The organism is Herminiimonas sp. NPDC097707 (assembly GCF_044761395.1).
In the GTDB taxonomy this organism is placed as follows: domain Bacteria; phylum Pseudomonadota; class Gammaproteobacteria; order Burkholderiales; family Burkholderiaceae_D; genus Oxalicibacterium.
The window spans coordinates 2485823-2508074 of sequence record NZ_JBIWCI010000001.1; the positions used below are offsets into that span (position 1 = coordinate 2485823).

At 53.5% G+C, this 22252-nt stretch carries 20 protein-coding genes; 4 read left to right on the forward strand and 16 right to left on the reverse strand.

All coding sequences use genetic code 11. From position 1 onward, the window contains the following. The 8 genes from ACIQW9_RS12120 to ACIQW9_RS12155 all read right to left on the reverse strand — a co-directional run bounded on the left by ACIQW9_RS12120 (position 1) and on the right by ACIQW9_RS12155 (position 9150). The gene (locus ACIQW9_RS12120; protein ID WP_402337087.1) at positions 1–900 is read right to left on the reverse strand and encodes a ParB/RepB/Spo0J family partition protein; all 900 of its coding nucleotides are present in this window, start codon (positions 898–900) and stop codon (positions 1–3) included. Between the two features lie 78 nt (positions 901–978). Further along, the gene (locus ACIQW9_RS12125; protein ID WP_402337090.1) at positions 979–1749 is read right to left on the reverse strand and encodes a ParA family protein; all 771 of its coding nucleotides are present in this window, start codon (positions 1747–1749) and stop codon (positions 979–981) included. A gap of 99 nt (positions 1750–1848) precedes the next feature. Then, positions 1849–2385, reverse strand: a complete 537-nt coding sequence (locus tag ACIQW9_RS12130; RefSeq protein WP_402337093.1) for a lipocalin family protein — start codon at positions 2383–2385, stop codon at positions 1849–1851. Between the two features lie 2 nt (positions 2386–2387). After that, entirely contained in the window at positions 2388–3044 is a 657-nt protein-coding gene (gene rsmG, locus ACIQW9_RS12135; protein ID WP_402337096.1) for a 16S rRNA (guanine(527)-N(7))-methyltransferase RsmG, read from the reverse strand. Continuing rightward, positions 3041–4978, reverse strand: coding sequence for a tRNA uridine-5-carboxymethylaminomethyl(34) synthesis enzyme MnmG (gene mnmG, locus ACIQW9_RS12140; protein WP_402337099.1), 1938 nt, complete (start codon positions 4976–4978; stop codon positions 3041–3043). The genes rsmG and mnmG overlap by 4 nt, the downstream gene beginning before the upstream one ends. A gap of 128 nt (positions 4979–5106) precedes the next feature. Next, on the reverse strand, positions 5107–5871 hold the full coding sequence (locus ACIQW9_RS12145) for a TSUP family transporter (protein WP_402337102.1): 765 nt from the start codon (positions 5869–5871) through the stop codon (positions 5107–5109). 33 nt (positions 5872–5904) lie between these two features. Next, a complete protein-coding gene (locus ACIQW9_RS12150; RefSeq protein WP_402337105.1) occupies positions 5905–7518 on the reverse strand; it encodes a GMC family oxidoreductase in 1614 nt (537 codons plus the stop codon). Positions 7519–7629: 111 nt separating this feature from the next. Beyond that, entirely contained in the window at positions 7630–9150 is a 1521-nt protein-coding gene (locus ACIQW9_RS12155; protein WP_402337108.1) for a CoA-acylating methylmalonate-semialdehyde dehydrogenase, read from the reverse strand. A gap of 408 nt (positions 9151–9558) precedes the next feature. Between ACIQW9_RS12155 and ACIQW9_RS12160 the strand changes: the two genes are divergently transcribed. Further along, positions 9559–10347 carry a 5'-methylthioadenosine/adenosylhomocysteine nucleosidase gene (locus ACIQW9_RS12160; RefSeq protein ID WP_402337111.1) on the forward strand — a complete coding sequence of 263 codons (789 nt, stop codon included), beginning with the start codon at positions 9559–9561 and terminating at the stop codon, positions 10345–10347. A gap of 367 nt (positions 10348–10714) precedes the next feature. On the opposite strand, the gene ACIQW9_RS12165 is transcribed toward ACIQW9_RS12160, so the two are convergent. Then, positions 10715–12736 (reverse strand): AsmA family protein, encoded by a 2022-nt coding sequence (locus tag ACIQW9_RS12165; protein WP_402337114.1) that lies wholly within the window; start codon positions 12734–12736, stop codon positions 10715–10717. Between the two features lie 160 nt (positions 12737–12896). Then, a complete protein-coding gene (locus ACIQW9_RS12170) occupies positions 12897–13856 on the reverse strand; it encodes a LysR family transcriptional regulator (protein ID WP_011872777.1) in 960 nt (319 codons plus the stop codon). 154 nt (positions 13857–14010) lie between these two features. Here ACIQW9_RS12170 and ACIQW9_RS12175 point away from each other — a divergent pair, with 154 nt between their 5' ends. From ACIQW9_RS12175 to ACIQW9_RS12185, 3 genes are all read left to right on the forward strand, one after another. Beyond that, the gene (locus ACIQW9_RS12175; protein WP_402337116.1) at positions 14011–14505 is read left to right on the forward strand and encodes a hypothetical protein; all 495 of its coding nucleotides are present in this window, start codon (positions 14011–14013) and stop codon (positions 14503–14505) included. Between the two features lie 14 nt (positions 14506–14519). Further along, on the forward strand, positions 14520–14726 hold the full coding sequence (locus ACIQW9_RS12180) for a hypothetical protein (protein ID WP_402337119.1): 207 nt from the start codon (positions 14520–14522) through the stop codon (positions 14724–14726). A gap of 254 nt (positions 14727–14980) precedes the next feature. Then, a complete protein-coding gene (locus ACIQW9_RS12185; RefSeq protein ID WP_402338055.1) occupies positions 14981–15163 on the forward strand; it encodes a hypothetical protein in 183 nt (60 codons plus the stop codon). Between the two features lie 84 nt (positions 15164–15247). On the opposite strand, the gene ACIQW9_RS12190 is transcribed toward ACIQW9_RS12185, so the two are convergent. From ACIQW9_RS12190 to ACIQW9_RS12215, 6 genes are all read right to left on the reverse strand, one after another. Then, complete coding sequence (locus ACIQW9_RS12190) at positions 15248–16060, reverse strand: extracellular solute-binding protein (protein WP_402337122.1); 813 nt, start codon at positions 16058–16060, stop codon at positions 15248–15250. A gap of 105 nt (positions 16061–16165) precedes the next feature. Further along, the gene (locus ACIQW9_RS12195; protein ID WP_402337125.1) at positions 16166–16390 is read right to left on the reverse strand and encodes a formate dehydrogenase subunit delta; all 225 of its coding nucleotides are present in this window, start codon (positions 16388–16390) and stop codon (positions 16166–16168) included. A 10-nt stretch (positions 16391–16400) separates the two neighbouring features. Beyond that, positions 16401–17231 (reverse strand): formate dehydrogenase accessory sulfurtransferase FdhD, encoded by an 831-nt coding sequence (gene fdhD / locus ACIQW9_RS12200; RefSeq protein WP_402337128.1) that lies wholly within the window; start codon positions 17229–17231, stop codon positions 16401–16403. Positions 17232–17248: 17 nt separating this feature from the next. Beyond that, on the reverse strand, positions 17249–20119 hold the full coding sequence (fdhF, locus tag ACIQW9_RS12205) for a formate dehydrogenase subunit alpha (protein ID WP_402337131.1): 2871 nt from the start codon (positions 20117–20119) through the stop codon (positions 17249–17251). A gap of 21 nt (positions 20120–20140) precedes the next feature. Further along, on the reverse strand, positions 20141–21718 hold the full coding sequence (locus ACIQW9_RS12210; protein ID WP_402337134.1) for a formate dehydrogenase beta subunit: 1578 nt from the start codon (positions 21716–21718) through the stop codon (positions 20141–20143). Next, positions 21715–22194: a formate dehydrogenase subunit gamma gene (locus ACIQW9_RS12215; protein WP_402337137.1), complete on the reverse strand. Its 480-nt coding sequence runs from the start codon at positions 22192–22194 to the stop codon at positions 21715–21717. Before ACIQW9_RS12215 ends, ACIQW9_RS12210 begins: the two co-directional genes overlap by 4 nt. Positions 22195–22252 lie beyond the last annotated feature (58 nt).

The window sequence follows — 22252 nt, forward strand, 5'->3', positions numbered from 1 at the left end:
TCAGGCAGTGACGCGTAATTTGGCAATAATGCCATCCAGCGCATCCAGCCCGGCAAACTCGATCACCAGTTGCCCTTTGTTCTTTGCGCCCAGCTTGATGACAACTTGCGTTGCCAGCGCATCCGACAACTCTTCTTCCAGACGCGCGATATCACGCGATTTTTCCTTGCCGTTGGCGCGTGGTTTATTGCCCGCGGCCTGTTCCAGCGTCGCCCGCACCACCAGTTTTTCCGCTTCGCGCACCGACATGCGCTTGGCGACAACCTGATTTGCCAAAGTGATTTGCGCGCCTGCATCGACCGCCAGCAAGGCGCGCGCATGGCCCATATCGATATCGCCAGCCATCAGCATGGTTTGCACCGGCTTGGCCAGATTCAACAACCGCAGCAGATTGGATACTGCGCTGCGTGAACGCCCAACTGCGTGCGCCGCCTGCTCGTGCGTAAAATTGAAATCGGCGATCAGGCGGTGTATGCCTTGCGCTTCTTCCAGCGGATTCAAATCTTCGCGCTGGATGTTTTCGATCAAGGCCATTGCTGCCGCGGCTTCGTCGTCGACTTCCTTGACCAGCACCGGCACTTCGGTCAAACCGGCCAGTTGCGCAGCGCGGAAGCGGCGTTCGCCGGCAATGATTTCATAACGGTCTCTGCCGTTATGCGAAGCGATCGGCCGCACCAGAATCGCCTGCAGCAATCCCTGCGCCTTGATCGATGCCGCCAACTCGTTCAGCGCGCCCTCATCCATGCGCGTACGTGGCTGGTATTTGCCGGCCTGCATATCGCTGACCTGCAGCGTGGAAGGCGCACCGGGAATAGCCGCTACCGCTTCATTGAAATCGGTAGCGCCGCCCAGCAATGCTTCCAGACCGCGACCCAAACCCTTTTGTTTTTTCGTAACCATAATTCCTGACTCGCACTCATGTGAACATCGAAATGCAACGCGACGAGGCGTATCCCCGCCCGCAAAATTTGCGATGTTTTAAATTATCTTGATCCGCTCAACCATTTCTGCGCCGAAGGCTAAATAAGCCTGCGCACCTTTCGAGGACGGATCGAAGTTGATACCCGGCATGCCATACGACGGCGCTTCCGCCAGACGTACATTGCGCGGGATGATGGTCTTGAATACCTTGTCGCCGAAATGCTGTTCGAGCTGCGACGATACCTGCTGCGACAAGGTCATGCGCGGATCGAACATCACGCGCAACAAGCCGATGATTTTCAAATCGGTATTCAGCTTTGCATGCACTTTCTTGATCGTGTTGACCAGATCCGACAAGCCTTCGAGCGCATAGTATTCGCACTGCATCGGAATGATCACGCCGTGCGCTGCGCACAGCCCGTTCAGCGTCAGCATCGACAAGGCAGGCGGGCAATCGATCAGCATGAAATCGTATTCTGCATCGACTGCGTTCAAGGCATCCTTCAGACGCTTTTCACGATTATCCAGCTCGACCATCTCGACTTCGGCACCCGCCAGTTCGCGATTGGCCGGCAGCACATCGAACCTGCCAGTCTCGGAAGTCACGCGTGCCGTCGCCACATCGGCCATGCCGAGCAGCACTTCATAGATAGACGATTTCAGCTCGGCCTTGTTGATGCCGGCACCCATCGTTGCATTGCCTTGCGGATCGAGATCCACCAGCAATACCCGCTGGTTCAATTGCGCAAGGGCTGCTGCCAGATTGACTGCGGTAGTGGTTTTGCCGACACCGCCTTTTTGATTGGCGACACAAAAAATTTTTGCCATGTTCTCGTTTTTATTTAATAGTCAATGTGAGCTGACGATCCATCAAAAGCATTTGTCGCGAAGAAGTACTCACGACAACTGTCTCCCTTTGCCCTGCTGCTAATCCTGTCTGGTTTTTACCAGTTTCGATGTATCAAAACCCTGTGCAGTGATGCGATTGACGACGGCCTCATATTCGCTGGCCGGGATGGTCGGTGTACGCGCCAGTATCCACAGATATTCACGCGACGCTTCACCCACTGCAGCGATCGAGTAATCCGGCGCCAGATCGATGATCCAGTAATCAGCCCAGACGAAAGACAGCCAGCCCAACCAGTCCGGCGCAAAGCGCACCTTCAGTTTGGCATTGCTGAACTTATCGACGACACGCGCGCGCCCAATCGCTTCTTCCTGCTTGCCATCGCCTTCCTTGCAACGATTGATGACGTCAATGTCACCGTCTTCACGTTTGCTGTATTGCGCGCTGACATTTGCCACGCAGCCCTTTTGAAAGCCATTCGGGAAGCGTGCGATTTCGTACCACTTGCCGACGTAGCGCGCGAGATCGACCTGCGCTACCGACCTTACTTCCTGCGCCCCCACATGGCTGGAAAAACTTCCACACACGAACGCTGCCAGAATAAAAAACTTTTTCATGTCTAGCCTCTTACAATGAAAATCAGGTGACGTTCTGCCTGCAAAGTAGGCACTTGCAATGGGCGCACCTCCCTCACCTTCCAGCCGACGGGCAAGTGCGCCACTTCCGTATCCGGCGCAACACCTTTCAATGCGATAAATTCACCACCCTCTTCCAGCAAATGCCCGGACCAGTTAACAAAATCACTTAACTCGGCAAAGGCGCGCGACGTAATGACATCGAATTTGTGCGGCGCATTCCATTGTTCCACCCTGGCAGTATGCACACTGACATTCGCCAGTCCGAGCTCGGCTTTTACCTGCGTCAGAAAAGCCGTCTTCTTGTGCACGGTATCGATCAGCGATACGCGCATTTCAGGCTCCGCTTCCGCCGCCCAGATCGCCAGCACGATGCCAGGCAAACCGCCACCGGCACCGACGTCCAGCACCTTTTTTGCGCCGGCAAAGGCGGATACGGCAGCCAAGGAATCAAGCAAATGCTGCGAGACCATTTGCAGCGGATCGCGCACGGCAGTCAGGTTGTAGACCGAGTTCCACTTCACCATCAAGGCCAGATAATCGATCAGCTTCGTGATCTGCGCCTCGCTCAAAGTCAGCGACAAACCGCGTGCGCCTTCAGCCAGAATTGCAGTTAATGCGGGACGATCAAATGCCTTCATGCAGCAGCTTCAGTGTTAGGTGGTAATGCAGCGAACTCCTTGAAGCCGCCTTTTTTCAGGTGCACCAGCATCAATGAAATAGCCGCCGGCGTGACGCCGGAAATACGCGAAGCCTGGCCCAGCGTTTCCGGTCTTTGCTTGGTCAGCTTCTGCCGCACTTCTATCGACAGGCCTTTGACCGCCATATAGTCGAACTCGGCCGGCAGTTTCAGATTCTCGTAATGATCGTGGCGTTCGACTTCTCTTGCCTGCCGGTCAATGTAGCCAGCGTACTTCAACTGGATCTCGACCTGCTCGCGGACGGCGGGTTCGGCAACGCCTGGGCCGCCGAGATCCTGACCATCCATGCCCTTCAAGCTCATCAGGGTTTCGTATGTCACGTTCGGGCGGCGCAGCAAGTCAGCTAGCGCATACTCACGCTCTATGCCTTTACCTAACACACGCTCTGCCTCTGCTTCAGCCAGAATACGGGGACTGACCCAGGTCGAACGCAGGCGCTCCAGTTCGCGTGCAACCGCTTCGCGCTTGGCCTCGAACAGCGCCCATTGCACATCGCCGACGCAACCCAGCTTGCGGCCGACGTCCGTCAGGCGCATGTCGGCATTGTCTTCACGCAAACTCAAACGGTATTCGGCACGGCTGGTAAACATGCGGTACGGCTCCAGCACACCCTGGGTAATCAGGTCGTCGACCAGCACGCCAAGGTAAGCCTCGTCGCGACGCGGCGTCCAGGCATCGCGCTCCTGTATTTGTAATGCGGCATTGATACCCGCCAGCATCCCTTGCGCCGCCGCCTCTTCGTAACCTGTGGTGCCGTTGATCTGGCCGGCGAAAAACAAGCCCTGGATCACCTTGGTTTCCAGCGTAGCCTTCAAGCCGCGCGGATCGAAGTAATCGTATTCGATCGCATAACCGGGGCGCAGGATATGTGCATGCTCCAGGCCGCGCATCGATTGCACCAAGGCCAGTTGAACATCGAATGGCAGGCTGGTGGAGATGCCGTTTGGATAGTATTCGTTGGTGGTCAAGCCCTCAGGCTCAAGGAAAATCTGATGCGATTCCTTGCCGGCGAAACGATGAATCTTGTCTTCTATCGATGGGCAATAGCGCGGCCCGACGCCTTCGATCATGCCGGTGTACATAGGGCTGCGATCGAGTCCGCCGCGAATCAGGTCATGAGTTTTTTCATTGGTATGCGTAATCCAGCAAGGCATCTGCTGAGGATGCATGGCAACCGAACCCATGACCGAAAACACTGGAATCGGATCAAGATCACCAGGCTGCTCTGCCATCACCGAAAAATCGATGGAACGCCCATCTATGCGTGGCGGCGTACCGGTTTTCAAGCGCCCTTGCGGCAGCGTCAATTCCTTCAGGCGTGCCGACAGGGAAATCGCCGGCGGATCACCCGCCCTGCCCGCCGAGTAGTTATTCATGCCGATATGGATTTTCCCATCGAGGAAAGTCCCGGCCGTCAGCACCACCGCGCGCGCGCGGAACTGAATGCCCGCTTGCGTGACCGCACCAACGACGCGATCACCCTCAACCAGCAAATCATCCACTCCCTGCTGGAACAACCACAGATTCGGCTGATTCTCCAGGCGCGAACGGATCGCCTGTTTGTACAGAATACGGTCGGCCTGCGCACGGGTTGCGCGTACGGCCGGACCTTTTGATGAGTTCAGGATGCGGAATTGAATGCCGGCTTCGTCAGTGGCAATCGCCATCGCGCCGCCCATTGCATCGACTTCCCTGACCAGATGGCCCTTGCCGATACCGCCTATGGACGGATTGCAGGACATTTGCCCCAGCGTTTCTATATTGTGCGTAAGCAGCAGAGTCGATTGACCCATGCGCGCGGAAGCCAGCGCGGCTTCAGTCCCGGCGTGACCGCCGCCGACAACAATGACATCAAATTTGGTAGGAAAGATCATAATGCGCCTCGATGAGACGGTAAGCAGAGGCGAGATTATAAAGTCTTTTCAGCTTTATTTCCCCGCTACCGACTTTTACTGACAAATTAGATGCGGTTTTGTTTCACGTGAAACAAAACCTGCGCACATTACCCGGCAATAAATGCGTCGTAGCCAGTCTTCAGGATCAGCCCCGTCACCACGACCAGAAACAGTTTCCGCACAAAACCGCTGCCATGGCGCAGCGCCAGCCGAATGCCGATCAAAGAACCCAGCACATTGCAGACTGCCATCACGGCACCGAGCTGCCACAACAAATGTCCGCTATAACCAAACCACATCAAGGCGGCAATATTGCAGGCGACATTCACAACCTTGGCTACTGCCGAGGCACCCAGGAAATCAAAGCCGAAGAAGCGGACAAACAGAAAAACCAGAAAGCTCCCGGTGCCCGGACCGAAAAAACCATCATAGAAGCCTATGCCGCCACCGACCAGTATGGCCCATGCCCTCTCCTTCCCGCCTATATGCAACGGGGCATGAATACTGCCGAAGTCTTTCTTTGCAAAGGTATAGGCAGCAACCGCGACCAGGATGAAAGGTAAAAGCTTGCGTATGAAATCCGGTGGAATATGCGTCACCGTATAAGCGCCGGCAAAAGACAGCACAAATGCAGCCATGGCAGCCGGCACTGCGGTACTCCATTGCACCCTCACCCTGCGAGCAAAACCCAGAGCCGCCGCACCCGTACCCCAGACGCCGGCCAGCTTGCTGGTGCCCAGCAGCGTTGCCGGCGCGACATTCGGCAGCGTGGAGAATAATGCCGGAAGCTGTATCAGGCCGCCGCCGCCCACCACCGCGTCTATCATCCCGGCCACAAACGCCGCCACGGCCAGAATTACATAATCTTCCATGCCACTTCTTTACCTTAAAAGTCCGTTCATGCGCTAGGCCCGTGCCGCCCGGATCAGGCGCGCGGCTTTTTCCGCAATCAGAATCGTCGTGGCACTCGTATCGCCGGCGGTAATATAGGGCATCACGGAGGCATCGGCAACACGCAAGCCGGCAATGCCGCGCACACGCAATTTGCTGTCCACCACGGCCTGCGCATCATCGTCTCTGCCCATCTTGCAGGTACCCACCGGATTTGCACCCGCTACGGCGATGCTCCCTGCCAAAGATAACAAGTCATCGTCGGTTTTCATCTCTTGCAAGGCATATGCCTGCAAGGCTGGCGCTCCGACAATTTTGCGCGTCAAACGTATGGCGTCCTGCGCAACCTGCCGGTCTTCCGGCGTACTCAGGTAATTCATCGCAATAAGCGGTGATGCCTGAGCATCCGGCGAAGTGATGCGCACATAGCCCCGTGCACTCGGCTTTACATTGCAAACGCGGACGGTAAAAGCCGGGAAAGAATCCAGCGAAGCGCCAGGAGATGCTTGCGACCAGGGCTGGATTTGATAGGAAAGATTGGGCGCCGCCTGCGCCGGATCGGAACGAAGCATTGCACCCAGGGGTGTCGGGACGGTGGATAACAAGCCATTCTTTTTCAGCAGATATTCCAGACCCATTGCCGCCGTACCCAGCCAACCACGCCGCATCGTATTCAGGGATTTTGCACCGCTTATTTTGAATGTCATTTGCAACGGCAAATGATCCTGCAAGTTTTCGCCGACGCCAGGCAGATCCTGCACCAGCGCGATCCCGCATTGCTGCAACAAGGCAGACGAAGCTATTCCGGAACGCTGCAATATCTGCGGCGAGCCGAATGTGCCGGCAGACAGGATTGTTTCACGTGAAACATCCGCCGTCCATTCCTGACCGCCACCAAAAAATTCAACTCCCGTGCATACATTGCCGCTCTCGGTTTTCTGCGTGATCAAACGTGTTACCTGCGATCCGGTCATGATGTCCAGATTGCCGCGTCGCATGATTGTGCGCAAGAAAGCCTTGGCTGTATTCAATCGCAAGCCGCTCTTTTGATTGATATCGAAGTAAGCGCAGCCCTCTTCCGTACTGCCGCGACCGAAATCATCCATCTCCGGAATGCCGCTTTGTGCAGCCGCCGTACGGAAGGTATCCAGAATATCCCATCGCAATTTCTGCTTTTCCACCCGCCAGTCACCTCCTGCACCGTGGAAGTCGCTGGCACCCGCAGAGTAATCTTCGCTTTTTTTAAACAGGGGCAAGACCTGATCCCAAGCCCAGCTCGCATCGCCCGTCAATTCCGCCCAGCGATCATAGTCCTGTGCCTGTCCGCGCTGATAAATCATCCCATTGATGGAGGATGAGCCGCCGAGAATCTTGCCGCTGGGGTAAGGCAGGCTACGTCCGTTCAAACCGGCATCCGCTTGGGTACGATAGCGCCAGTCGGTACGCGGATTGTCGTTCACATGCAGAAAGCCTATAGGCAGATGCACCCGAAAGTAATCGTCTTTCGCCCCCGCTTCCAGCAACAGAACCGATATGTTCGGATCTTGCGTCAATCGATTGGCCAGTACGCAACCGGCCGTTCCTGCTCCTACTATGATGTAGTCATACTTCCCTGCGGATTCGGCCATTGTCTCTATCGTTATTATTGATGGTTGAATTACTGTTACTGATATTGCATTAAATAAACATCATCGCAGTCCCTACTTACAATCCACTGACAGGATGTCATTACTTAAAGCCTACTTGCTGGTCGGCATGGCGAACTCTGCGCCTTTGCTGATGGACTCGGGCCAGCGCTGCATAATCGATTTGTAGCGCGTATAAAACTTGATGCCCTCTTCGCCATAGGCATGCGTATCGCCGAACATCGAACGCTTCCAGCCACCGAAGGAATGCCAGGCCATAGGTACCGGAATGGGTACATTGATACCCACCATACCGATTTCGACCCGGCGCGAAAATTCGCGCGCCGTATTTCCATCTGAAGTAAAGAGAGCAACGCCATTGCCGAATTCATGTGCATTAATCAAGTCCAGGGCCGCGGAGAAATCCGGCACACGGACTACGCATAACACCGGGCCAAAAATCTCTTCCTGGTAGATCGTCATTTCCGGCGTCACATTATCGAACAGGCAACCACCTAGAAAAAATCCGTTACTGTGTCCATCTACCGTCAAACCACGACCATCTACCAGCAACTTTGCTCCAGACTTGACGCCTGCTTCTATGTAGCCTTCGATTTTTGCTTTATGCGCCGCACTGACCACCGGTCCCATTTCAGCATCGCTCTCCATACCATTTTTGACTTTCAGCGATTTCACTCTCGGTATCAGGGCGGCAACCAGTTTGTCCGCAACGCTGCCAACCGCGACGGCAACGGAAATCGCCATGCAGCGCTCGCCCGCCGAACCGTAAGCGGCGCCTATCAAGGCATCAACCGCCTGTTCCAGATTGGCATCCGGCATCACCACCAGATGGTTCTTTGCGCCGCCCAAAGCCTGCACCCGTAATGGATACGGTCCTTTTCGTGCTGCACCGGCCTGATAAATATATTCCGCGATCGGTGTGGAACCGACAAAGGAAACCGCTTTTACATCCGGATGCTGCAACAAGCCATCGACAGCACGTTTATCACCCTGCAGGACATTGAAAACGCCGTCAGGCAAGCCCGCCTGATGCAGGAGCTCAGCTACCATCAAGGATGGCGAGGGATCGCGCTCTGATGGCTTCAGGATAAAGGTATTGCCGGTTGCCAGTGCCACCGGCGCCATCCACATCGGCACCATGAAAGGAAAGTTGAAGGGTGTAATCCCTGCAGTTACGCCCAGCGGTTGACGCAAATTCCAGTTATCGATGCCGCCACCAATATTGTCGGAAAACTGGGTTTTCAATAATTGCGGCACGCCACAGGCAAACTCCACCACTTCCAGCCCGCGTGTGACTTCACCCTTGGCATCTGAAAACACTTTGCCGTGCTCGCGCGTAATCGCCGCCGCCAGATCATTGTGATGCTTCTCTATCAAATCCTTGAATTTGAACAGGATGCGCGCCCGTTTCAACGGTGCCATCTCGGCCCATGCCGGCGCGGCGGCTTTGGCTGCCGCAACCGTTGTCTGCACATCCGCGTGGCTGGCCAGAACCACATTCGCACTGATTTCGCCTGTAGCCGGATTGAACACAGGCTGCTGCCCGCCTCCTACCGTTTTCGTCAAATGCCCATTGATGTAATGTTCTATCGTTGAAACTGCAGAATTCTTCATTGCTATTCCCTCAAGATAAGGATTTTTCAAGTTCGGAAGCTGTAACAGCGTGTGTAAAAGACTACCACGAGGCCGCAATTTAATTGCTTATGATCACTCCAGGCGCTGTGGATAAGCCTCTGCAAAAGACGGGGATAGCTTGTGGATAAAGGTGTGAAGAAAAGTCTCAAATTTTTTATGCAGAATCTATCCTGCGCCGATACACCCTTTATGCCGACTTTATACTTCCTTCAAGTCCTTGATTCCTTTTCGTTTACTTCCCTTATCCACAGAAAATGACCTGCGTTAACTATTACTACTAAACATATATATAAACAATTAAGTTAAAACCAGAAACCTCATCGAAGCATCAAAATGAAAAAAATCATAAGCCTTTACAAGAATTCCTCATCCATTTATTGATAAACCATGAACTTTCATCCAGTCAGACTAGGAATTATTAGCGCTTTACGTGAAGAACAGGCCGGCTTGATCGAGATCATGGAGGATGTCGTAACGACGACGCGCGGCATGCGGGATTATGTAAGCGGTCGTTTATGGGGAATTGAATGTGTTTGCGTGTTGTCGCGCATAGGCAAGGTCGCAGCAGCAGCCACCACAGCAACTTTGATCGAAAAGTTCGGAGTCAGCCACATTATCTTCACTGGCGTGGCAGGAGCAGCCGATTCAAGGCTTCGCGTTGGCGATATCGTGGTTGCCAGACAGCTGGTCCAGCATGATATGAATGCTGAACCTTTATTTCCACGTTATGAAGTACCGCTCACCGGACTCTCGCATTTCTATTCCGATCAGATATTGTCGAAACAATTATTCAATGCAGCGCAGGAATTCATTCGCACCGATTTTCATTCAGCCATTGCTGACCATGACAAACAGCAATTCCACCTGTTACAGCCGCTGGTATATGAAGGTTTGATTGCAAGCGGCGACGAATTTATTGCTCATGACGAGCAATTGCGAAAAATCACAGATAAGCTGCAAGACGTACTGGCAGTTGAAATGGAAGGTGCAGCAGTGGCTGAAGTCTGTTTTGAGTTTGGCATTCCATTTGCCATTGTGCGGACTATTTCAGATGGTGCGAATGAAGATTCGCCTGTCGATTTTGTGCAATTTCTGGAAAAGATTGCAGCGCATTATGCATATTGCATCGTCAAACGATTTATCGCGATAAATCAAGGTGAACGAGCTTTGACTTGATGCATGGAAAATCAAGAACATGTCTTTTGTTTTTGATTTTCCATTTTTTTGAGTGATAGGTGGCGAATCTGGTTTTAACTTAATTGTTTATATATATGTTTAGTAGTAATAGTTAACGCAGGCGGTTTTCTGTGGATAAGGGAAGTAAACGAAAAGGAATCAAGGACTTGAAGGAAGTATAAAGTCGGCATAAAGGGTGTATCGGCGCAGGATAGATTCTGCATAAAAAACAGGCAGATGGATTTGTCGGCATTATCCACATGCTATTCACCTTTTTTGCAGAGACTTATCCACAGGCAGTTTGAGTAATTCGTCTATGCGTGCAACAGGCAAGCAGGATCAAGTAAAGCGACAGGAAAAGCTGTTCTTATGCCGGATTCCTGACTTTGCCTTTATAGGTTTTGCCTGGTGGCGGTGCAACAGGTTTGGCTTGGGCCTCTTTCAACAGAACCTTGCATTTATTATTCTCATCCGAGCCTACATTCACCAGCGGCAAGAGCGCCGTTACCGGTGCCAATGCGCCGAGTACAATTGCGCTACCGGCTTTCAATGCCAATACGCCTTTGTCTACATTTACCTTCGGATTTTTGAAATCGCCAGCCACATATAAAGGCGTACGCAGGGAAACGATACGCAAACCCTTGCTTTTTGGATTGATGGTCAAATCCAGTTTTTCCTGCGCCAGGTCGATTTTTCCTGTGATATAAAGCGTCGCGTCGTCGGTATCCACGATCAGCGTCCGGGTCTGAACGATGCCGTTGGTAACGGTCAGATCGGATGCCATGCAATTGAGCTGTACCTGCTTGTCGCCAAACAGTTCAGACAAGATGATATTGCCGATATTCAAGCCTATCTGTTCCAGCAGTAATTTACTGATCGTGCCTTCATTGATCAGTGCCTTGATTTCACCATTCGAGCTTGCCAGCATGCTGGCGATGGAGTTGCCGGTAGCAGACAGCGAGGTATCGCCATTGATTTCGCCGAAGCTGGCTTGCATAGGCTGGAAGGTTGGAAATAGCTGCTTGAGTTTCAAGTGACGCGCCGAGATCTTTGCTTCCGCCTTGATGATATCGTTGCGGCCATCCAGCTTGATATTGGCAATCATATTGCCACCGGCAACACCGAAATTTAATGGCATCAGCGTCACGACGCGATCATTCAATTTCAAATGCGTATCCAGATTTTCAATTGGCAAGGATGCGTCGCGGATGATTTTACGACCGCTTATCCTTACATCGGCATCAATGCTGCCCCAACGTTCGGTGGTGAATTTTTCTACCGGCAAGACCTTGTTTTCCGGCTGACTGGCGGCCACACCGCGCTCTTTTTTACTTTCATTCGAATCGGCGCCGATGATGGGGCCCAGATCGCTTAATCGCAGCAGCTTGGAAACTACATCGCCAGACAACAAGGGGCGCGGCTTTTTCGATTCATACATCAGCGTACCGCTGATATCGCTTTCGCCTACCTTGCCGCGGAATTTATCGTAAGTCCATTTGCCGCCAAGCGCATTGGTGGTGCCTATCAGATGTCCTTCGGTGGAAAATTCCGGCGTCTTTGGCAAGGTGATGCCTGTTAGAGGGTAAAGATCGGCCATGCTGGCGCCGGATAGGTGCAATTGCATATCGATCGCCGCCAGATCCTGCGGCTTGGTAACGCTGCCTTTTACCCGAATCGAGGTTTGTCCTACATTCAATTGGGCCTGCAAGGGAAAGGGCTTGTCCACGTTTTTCAATGCCAGCAGGGCCCCGGCCTTGCCATCACCGCTGATACGGGCGCCATTGAAGGTGCCGGACAATTTCCAGTCCATCACAAAATCGTTGGCAGCACTCGGCTCCAGCGTATCGATACTGGCTTTTGCATCAATATGCTTGATTTCATCCTTCAGGCTCACTTCGCCTTTATAGAAAAGCAGGCCCTGCAAATCCAGCGTCCACGCAGAGGGTGCATTTTGCTTGAAGGTCCAGTTATTCCGGCCGTCGCGCATGCGCTCCAGTTTTACGATAGGGTCATCCAGTTGCAGGGTTGGAATAACGATGGTCTTGTTGAGTAGAGGCAAGGGATAGACGGAAAAAGTGATGTGGCCGACTTCCACCATATTGGGGCCGCCTCGGGACCAGTCGGGATTGCTCAGCGAGACGTCGTGCGCGCTCAGTCGCGGCACTGGCACCCAGTCGCGCCAGGTGCCGGTACTCACTTGCGAACGTTGCCAGGTGAGCTCCAAATCGCCGTTGATGGCAAAGTCGCGTCCTATGGCTGCGCTGACGTGCGTGTTGATCCATGGTCGAGCATGGTTCCAGTCAAACGCAAGCAGGAAGATGACACAGGCAAATAGGATCGCAGATGACCCGATCGCGCTCCACAACATTATTTTTTTCGTGCGTGGCATAAAACTCTAATCGGTGAGGGATCGAGCAGGTATGACGAATTTACAACTTGCGAGTTCAATAAGATATTTCTTCAAGGAAGCGTACCGTGCCAGGCAAAGATACTTTTAGGTAATAAAAAACCCGCTGCAAGCGGGTTTCAAGGGTAAATAACAATGATGGTCAACGACGTTTTTTAACCCGCCCGATACCGTCATCCGTACTGGTGATCAATTGTTCGCGCAACCATTTATGCGCAGGATTGCGTGCGTCGCGTTCATGCCACAGCATATCGACGTGAACTTCCGGCAAGCTGAATGGCAAATCCTTGGCGATCAAGGCCTCTTCCATGCCGGTCGAGGCGATCAGGTGGCGCGGCAATACCGTAATCAAATCCGAACTTGCGACGACCCTCCCCGCAGTAAAAAACTGATTAACCGTCAACAAAATACGGCGTTCGCGTCCGACTTCGGACAAGGCATCGTCCATCAAACCTTTGGCGCGACCGGAAAAGCTCACGAGTAAATGGTGCGCCGCACAATATGTATCCAGTGTCAGTTCCTCTTTTGCCAAAGGATGATTTTTGCGCATCACGCAGACGTATTCGCCCGTATACAAACGCTCATGCCGAATTTGCGAAACGGCAGTATTTTGACCGCTTGCCAGTTGCGCTGCGACTCCAGGGAAAAATCCTATTGCCAGATCGATATCGCCGCGCAACAACATCGGCCGCGGTTCACGCGTGGTCAGAGGCACCATGCGTACATTCAGGCCAGGCGCTTCTTTTTCGATTGCGCGCACGAGAAAAGGCAGCCACAAGGCGGCTGTTGCATCGGCCATGGCCATGCGAAACGTTGTAGTGGCGCGGGATACGTCGAAAGTATCGGGCGTTACGGCAGTTTCCAGATCGGACAAGGCGCGACGCACAACAGGCCACAGTTCGGTTGCCCGCGAAGTTGGTTTGACACCATGCGCGGTACGAATCACCAGCTCATCGCCCAGAGCATCGCGCAGGCGACGCAAGGCATTCGACACGGCAGGTTGTGTCATTGCCAATAAATTTGCGGCGCGGGTCAGATTCTGCTCGGTCATCACAGCGTCGAATACGCGCAGCAGGTTTAAATCCAGTGTAAGAAAACTCATATTTTTATCAGCAAAGGTAGTAAAGCTAGCAAAGGCCAGTCATATTCATGAAAGGTATAACTGGTATCCTATATTGTAATTGGATTTATATCTCTATCATACCTATACTGCAATGCAACAACACAGATTAATTATTAAAAAAGAGGAAATTATCATGTCTACATTATCGAATAACTCCTATTCCAGCCAAGCCGCTATCGCGATTCCGGTTGCATTGGCTGCCATCGGCTTCGCCTACGCTCCTGCGCGCCCACTGATAGGCTTGGCGCTCGTCGCTGCCTTGGTCCTGCTGTTCAAGCCATTGGCTGTTACCGCCCTGCGCACCGCTTTGCTGATTCTGACGCCACGTCAAGCTGTTGTGGTCGCAAAAGCAGGCAAGCCTTACGTTAAAAGCCCGGTACAAACAGTGTTCGCGTTGAACCGTAAAGCTAACCAGATTGCGCAAACTCAACCGGAGCTGGCAGCCAAGCTGCGTATGCAGGCTTATGCTCCAGAGCTTGCAAAACCTGTCGTTGCAGTCGCAGCTCAGCCACAAGTTCAGGTCAAATCGCGTTTTGCATTGAACAGCAAGGCAAACCGCATTGCACAGACTCAACCGCAACTCGCCGCACAGTTGCGCATGGAAGCAGCTTACTGCTTAACGCATTAAATAGGTTTTCGTTGATGCAAATTTTAGTACGCAAACTTCATACCGGTTATATCGCACGAATGCTGCCGTGGTCGCTACGTGTGCAAGAGTTGTTTGCCGTGGCCTTGCTAAGCGGCAGCGGCGGACTGATCGGCATGATAGTGACGCAGGTACTGCGGCCAGGTATTGCGCGCATGGCCAAGCGTTGGACGGCGCCTGAAACGTTAGGTCATCAGCGGTGATCCTGGCAAACAAATTTTTACCGTGTCTCCTCCTCCCTCTCAAGGAAGGTTTTAAGCCCCGCAGCCTAAGCCAGCGGGGCTTTTTTTCGTCTATTGCGCTGTCGTTTTTTGTTGTTTGAGGCGGCTATTTTTCCAACTGTCGTGATAAAGACTTTAAATTGGTGCAATATACTGTAACGTGATTGTTTTCGATTGTCCTGCCGGTCGTTCGGGTGGGGCAGTGATGTTGATACTTAACTACGGAGTCAAGCAACTTGGGCCGTCTCATTAAAAACAACTACACCAATATCGCATTGTTGAAAGAGCTGATGACTACGCCGCCAATGACGGCACAACAACATGCGGAGATCATGCGCAAACGCATCGCACATCGCAGGATGGTTGAAGAAGCCAAAGAATTGAAAATCGCCAGCGAAGACGTATTCGAAGGCCATTAAAAAAGCGCGGAGATCCGCGCTTTTTTGTTTCCGCCCTCTTTTTCTTTGCCAGCCTTAAAGTAAAAGGCTGGCAGGATCAGGACTTTATTTTGCCGACGGGAAGAACAGCTGTTCGCCTTCAATTTTGTACGAAGCGATTTTCTTTTGACCTTCAGGTGAAGTCAGGTAATCGATGAATTGCTTCGCACCCTTGTAGTTGACGCCTGGATGTTTTGCCGGATTGACTGCAATCACGCCGTAAGGATTGAACATTTTCTTGTCGCCTTGTACTGCAATCGTCAAACCTGTTTTGGCACGATAGGCACCGTAGGTTGCACGATCGCTCAGCGTGTATGCCTGCAATTCAGCAGCCATCGTCAGCACTTCACCCATACCCAGCCCCGCGGAGACATAAGCGCTGCCTTGCGGTTGTGAGCCTACTTCCTTCCAGTATTTTTTCTCCATCACGTCAGTGCCGGAATTGTCGCCGCGCGAAATGAATTTGGCTTTGCTGTCGACGATCTTCTTCATGGCCGCGATAACATCGGTGCTGCCCTTGATGCCGGCAGGATCGCTGTTGGGTCCAACGATGATGAAATCGTTGTACATCACGTCACGGCGATCGACGCCATGGCCTTCAGCCACGAACTTGTCTTCCAGCGTGCGGGCATGCACCAGCGTGACATCGACGTCGCCGTTCTTTGCCAGTTCCAGGGCCTTGCCGGTACCGACCGAGATGACGTGTACCTTGGAATTGGTCTTGGCTTCAAAGTCAGGCAGGATATACGGCAGCAAGCCGGAGCTTTCGGTACTCGTAGTGGTCGATAGCTTGATGATTTGCTGGGCAAAGCCGAATGGTGTGACCAGCGCGGCGGCCAAAGCGACCGAGGCAAAACGAAGTAGTGAACGACGTGACATGATTCCTCCTGAAGAGCTAATAAGAATGGCTGTGAACCGCGAATGGTGCGCAGCCATATTAATGTGCAGCAACAATTACAACAAGGTTGCTGCGATGAAACCGGGTTAAATGACTTTATTCGTCCGTAATGCTTCCAGCACGATGTCTTTCAATCCGTCGCCGCCGTGTTCTACATGCTCCATCAGTTTGCGGCGCATAGGCGGCGCCCATGAGCGCTTCAGATGGCCGCTGATATCTTTCAGCGATTGCGTGCGATCCGTCATGGTCTCGAAAAAATCACCGATCTGGTTTGCCATGGTAATTAAATTATCTACGGTGCTGTGACTCATACTTTTTCCTTTACTTGGTTATATCGCGTATCAATCGATGCGATTGCGCGTATACGACATGACTGTTGCTGCGAATGAATCCGACCAGCGTGACGTTTGCTTCTTCGGCCAATTTAATTGCCAGACTGGTAGGCGCAGAAATGGCGGCCAGAAAAGCGATGCCCATCGTTGCCGATTTCTGCACCATTTCATAACTGGCGCGGCTGGTAATCAGCGCGGCGCCATTGGCGAAATCACGTTTTTCATTTGCCATTGCACCGATCAATTTATCCAGCGCATTGTGGCGGCCGATATCTTCACGTACCAGATCAATGGAGCCGTCCGCATTCATCCACGCTGCTGCATGCGTTGCGCCGGTATGGCGCTGCAGGCGCTGTTTTTCCTGCATGGCTTTCATGCCGGCATGAATCTGCTCGCCGGAAAACGAGGCGCCTCCTGTAACAGGGTCCGGATGGCGAACTGCCTGCGCCAATGTTTCAGCGCCACACAGTCCGCAGCCGGTGCGACCGGTCAGGTTGCGACGCTTGCCTTTCAACGCGACAAAGCGTTCCGTCGCAATTTGCATCTGTACCTGTATACCTTCGCATCCCGGCACTACTTCGCAATCGTACAGTTCAGACTTGTCTTTCAGTATGCCCTCACTGAGTGAAAAGCCGAGTGCAAAGTCTTCCAGATCGTAAGGCGACGCCAGCATCACTGCATGCGAGATGCCGTTGTATTCCAAAGCGATCGGTACTTCTTCTGCGACATCGTCCTCGCAGAATTTGCGCCGATCCGCATCCCATTTTTCTACTGAGACGCGAACCAGCGCAGTGCGCTCTTCATTGGTGATGGCATTCATCAAACTCGCCTTGTCCCTTACTTGCCGGCCGTTGATACTTCTTTGGGAATCAACTTGTCGCTGGCAAAGCTTTCCTGTTCGGTATTGAAGCGGTTGTAAGTACGCTGCCATTCCGACGGCTGGGTAACCGGCATGACTTGCACCGCCGTCACTTTGTACTCAGGACAGTTGGTTGCCCAGTCGGACGAGCTGGTCGTAATCACGTTGGCGCCGGATTCAGGGAAGTGGAAGGTGGTGTAGACCACACCAGGCTGCACGTTCTCCGTAATTTCTGCACGCAACACGGTTTGACCGGCACGCGATTCGATGCCGACCCAATCGTTGTGCTTGATGCCACGATCTTCTGCATCCTGCGGATGGATCTCGAGCCTATCTTCGCTATGCCACATATTGTTATGCGTGCGACGGGTTTGCGCGCCGACGTTGTACTGCGACAGGATGCGGCCGGTCGTCAGAATCAACGGGAACTTGCGGGTAACTTTTTCGCCGGCACCGAAGTACTTGGTATCGATGAACTTGCCTTTGCCCCGTACGAACTCGCCGATATGCATGGTTGGCGTACCTTCTGGCGCTGCATCGTTGCATGGCCACTGGATACTGCCGCCAAGCTCGTCGATACGCTTGAAACTCACGCCGGTGAAGGTCGGTGTCAGGGACGCGATTTCATCCATGATTTCACGCGGATGTTTGTAGCTCATTGGATAGCCAAGCGCATTCGACAGCATGCAGGTGACTTCCCAATCGCCTTTGCCGGCTTTTGGCGGCATCACTTTGCGTACGCGCGAGATGCGGCGCTCTGCATTGGTGAAGGTGCCGTCTTTTTCCAGGAAGGACGAACCCGGCAGGAACACGTGTGCGTATTTTGCGGTTTCATTCAGGAAGATATCCTGCACAACAATACATTCCATCGCTTCCAGCGCGGCGGTGACGTGTTGCGTATCCGGATCGGATTGGACGATGTCTTCACCCTGGCAATACAAGCCCATGAAAGTGCCGTCGAGCGCGGCATCGAACATGTTTGGAATGCGCAGGCCTGGTTCTGGATCGAGTACGCAATTCCATGCCGCTTCGAATTCAGCGCGTGTGGTGGAATCCGAAACGTGACGGTAGCCTGGCAATTCGTGCGGGAAGGAACCCATATCGCAGGAGCCTTGCACGTTGTTTTGACCGCGCAGCGGATTGACGCCCACGCCTTCGCGACCGATATTGCCGGTTGCCATCGCCAGGTTGGCGATACCGATCACAGTGGTCGAACCTTGTGCATGTTCGGTTACACCGAGACCGTAATAAATCGCACCGTTTTTGGCGTTTGCATACATGCGTGCTGCAGCACGGATTTCTTCAGCTGGGACGCCGCTGATTTTTTCCACCGCTTCAGGAGAATTTTCTTCCTGGAGGATGAAGTGTTCCCATTCCTTGAACGAGTCAGCTTCGCAACGCTCAGCGATGAATTCCGGCTTGTGCAGTTTTTCGCTCAGGATCACGTATGCCAATGCATTGACGATCGCGACGTTAGTACCCGGCATCAATTTCAAATGGTAGTCCGCTTGTACGTGCGGCGACTTGACCATTTCGGTGGTGCGTGGGTCGACCACGATCAGTTTCGCGCCTTGGCGAATACGACGTTTCATTTGCGAAGCGAACACTGGATGCGCATTTACAGGGTTGGCACCGATCACAACGATGACATCGGATTTCATCACCGATTCAAAGGTTTGTGTACCGGCCGATTCTCCCAGCGTTACTTTCAGACCGTAGCCTGTAGGTGAGTGGCAAACACGGGCGCAGGTATCAACGTTGTTGTTGCCGAACGCAGCGCGCACCAGTTTTTGAACCAGGTAGCCTTCTTCGTTGGTGCAACGCGAAGAAACCAGGCCGCCGATCGAATCCTTGCCGTATTTAGCCTGGATACGCTTGAATTCCGAGGCGGTGTAGTTGACGGCTTCTTCCCACGAAACTTCTTTCCATGGGTCGGTGATTTTGTTGCGGATCATCGGTTTCAACATGCGGTCTTTATGCGTTGCATAACCCCATGCGAAACGACCCTTGACGCAAGCATGACCCTGGTTGGCCTTGCCGTCCGGATTCGGCACCATGCGGACAACTTCGTTGCCCTTCATTTCAGCCTTGAACGAGCAACCGACACCGCAGTATGCGCAGGTGGTGATTTTGCTGTGTTCGCCCTGGCCCATCATGATGACGGTTTTTTCAGTCAGGGTTGCCGTTGGGCAGGCGTCCACGCAGGCGCCGCAGGATACGCATTCCGATTCGATGAAGCTTTCGTTCTGGCTTGCCGCGACGCGCGAGGCAAAGCCGCGACCGTCGATGGTCAGCGCGAAGGTGCCCTGGGTTTCTTCGCAGGCGCGTACACAGCGGTTACAGACGATGCATTTCGATGCGTCGTAAGTGAAGTAAGGATTGGATTCGTCTTTTTCCAGCTTCAGATGGTTTTCGCCATCGTAGCCGTAACGCACGTCGCGCAGACCGACCACGCCCGCCATGTCTTGCAGTTCGCAATTGCCGTTGGTTGGGCAGGTCAGACAGTCCAGTGGGTGATCGGAGATGTACAACTCCATCACGCCACGACGTATGTCAGCCAGTTTGGGCGTTTGCGTCTTGATCTTCATGCCGGCTTCCGCCGGCGTGGTGCACGATGCCGGATAGCCGCGGCGGCCTTCGATCTCAACCAGACACAGACGGCAGGAGCCGAATGCTTCCAGGCTGTCGGTGGCGCACAGTTTCGGCACATTGATGCCGACTTCTGCCGCTGCACGCATGACGGATGTGCCCTGCGGTACGGTGACGTTTACGCCGTCGATTTCCAGCGTGACCATATTTTCGGAAGTGCTTTTCGGTGTACCGTAATCGATACCATTTAATACGTTCATGTTTCGCTCCTGTCTCTCAGCTTAAGCAGCAGATGCCAATTTTTGATCGCCAAAATCTTCAGGGAAGTGATTCAGGGCGGACAACACCGGGAACGGTGTCATATTGCCCATCGCACATAGCGATCCCGTGACCATCACATCGCACAAGTCGCGCAGCAGATGAATTTGCTGAGGCCGATTTTGATTCGCGATGATTTTGTCCATTACTTCCACGCCGCGTGTCGAACCGATCCGGCACGGTGTGCATTTGCCGCATGATTCGACGGCGCAGAAATGCATCGCATAACGCGCCTGTTTGGCCATGTCGACGGTGTCGTCGAAAGCGACGAGGCCGCCATGACCGACGGTCGATGCGACTGCTGCAAAAGCTTCATAGTCGAACGGTGTATCGAACAGCGACTCCGGCATGTAGGCGCCGAGCGGGCCGCCAACCTGCACTGCGCGTATCGGACGGCCCGATTCCGAACCGCCGCCAAAGTCGTACAGCAATTCGCGCAAGGTGACGCCGAATGCTTTTTCCACCAGGCCGCCGTATTTCAGATTGCCGGCCAGTTGCATGGGCAGGGTGCCGCGCGAACGGCCCATGCCGAAGTCTTTGTAGAAGGTGGCGCCGCGCGACAGGATCAATGGCACCGCCGACAGGGAAATCACGTTGTTGATGACAGTTGGCTTGCCGAACAAACCTTGCAGCGCCGGCAGCGGCGGTTTGGCGCGCACCAGGCCGCGTTTGCCCTCGATGCTTTCCAGCATCGCAGTTTCTTCGCCGCAAACGTAGGCGCCAGCTGCCTTGCGCACTTGCAGGTTGAAGGTGCGGCCGGAACCCAGAATGTTTTCACCAAGGTAACCAGCTTTGTTCGCTGCAACGATTGCTTCGTTCAGATTGGCGATCGAGTGCGGATACTCGGAACGTACATATATATAACCTTCAGTGGCGTTGACAGCGAGGCCGGCGATGGTCATGCCTTCGATCAGCATGAAGGGATCGTCTTCCATCACCATGCGATCGGAGAAGGTGCCGGAATCGCCTTCATCGGCGTTGCAGGCAATGTACTTTTGATCTGCTTCCGCGCCGAGTACGGTTTTCCATTTGATGCCGGTAGGGAAAGCCGCACCGCCGCGACCACGCAGGCCGGAATCAGTCACTTCCTGAACAATGGCAGCAGGCTCCATCGCGATGGCTTTTTTCAGGCCGACATAACCTTCATGCGCCAGGTAATCATCCAGTGAAACCGGATCGGTAATGCCGACGCGCGCAAATTGCAGGCGTTCCTGTTTTTTCAGGTAAGGAATTTCTTCGGTCAGGCCCAGAGCTTTTGGATGCGTTTGTTTCTCAGCCTTGCCAGTGGTAAAGCCGGCGTCGAACAAGCCTGCAACTTCGTGCTCTTCGATCGGGCCAAAGGCGATACGGCCGGCATCGGTTGCGACTTCAACCAGTGGCTCGAGCCAGAACATGCCGCGCGAACCGTTGCGTACCAGCTTGATATCGATGCCGCGTGCTTTTGCTTCGCGGGCGATGGCAGCGGCAGTTTCATTCGCGCCGAGTGCCAGTGCGGTCGAGTCGCGCGGGACAAAAATCGTGACGGACTTAGTTGCGCTCATTGCAAACCTCGCTTCGCTTGAATCAGGTTGTTGAATTTTTCTTTGGAAACGCGTGCGTACAGGTCGTCGTCAATCTGGATCGCCGGGCCGCTGGCGCATTGGCCGAGGCAGTAGACGACTTCCAGCGAGAATTTGCCGTCATCGGTAATTTGATGGAAGTCACAGCCGAGCAATTCTTTCGCGTGATCGACCAGCGATTCGCAACCGCGTGCCTGGCAGGCTTCGGCGCGGCAGATTTGTATGACGTGCTTGCCGGCCGGATGCTGGCGGAAGAAGTGATAATAGGTGATCACACCGTGTACTTCAGCGCGCGAGATGTTGAGGCCGTCGGCGATGGCCGGCACGACAAGCGACGGAATATATCCCACCGAATTTTGAATGTCGTGCAAAATAGGCAACAATGCTCCTGGCATTTCCTTGCGGCTTGCGATGATAGACTCGACCGCGGCCATATCGAAAGTGTGTTCAGCGCTCATAAAGAGACTCCTGTGAACGACATCGATGGCAATGGCGTGTGCCGCGAAGTCGTGAAAT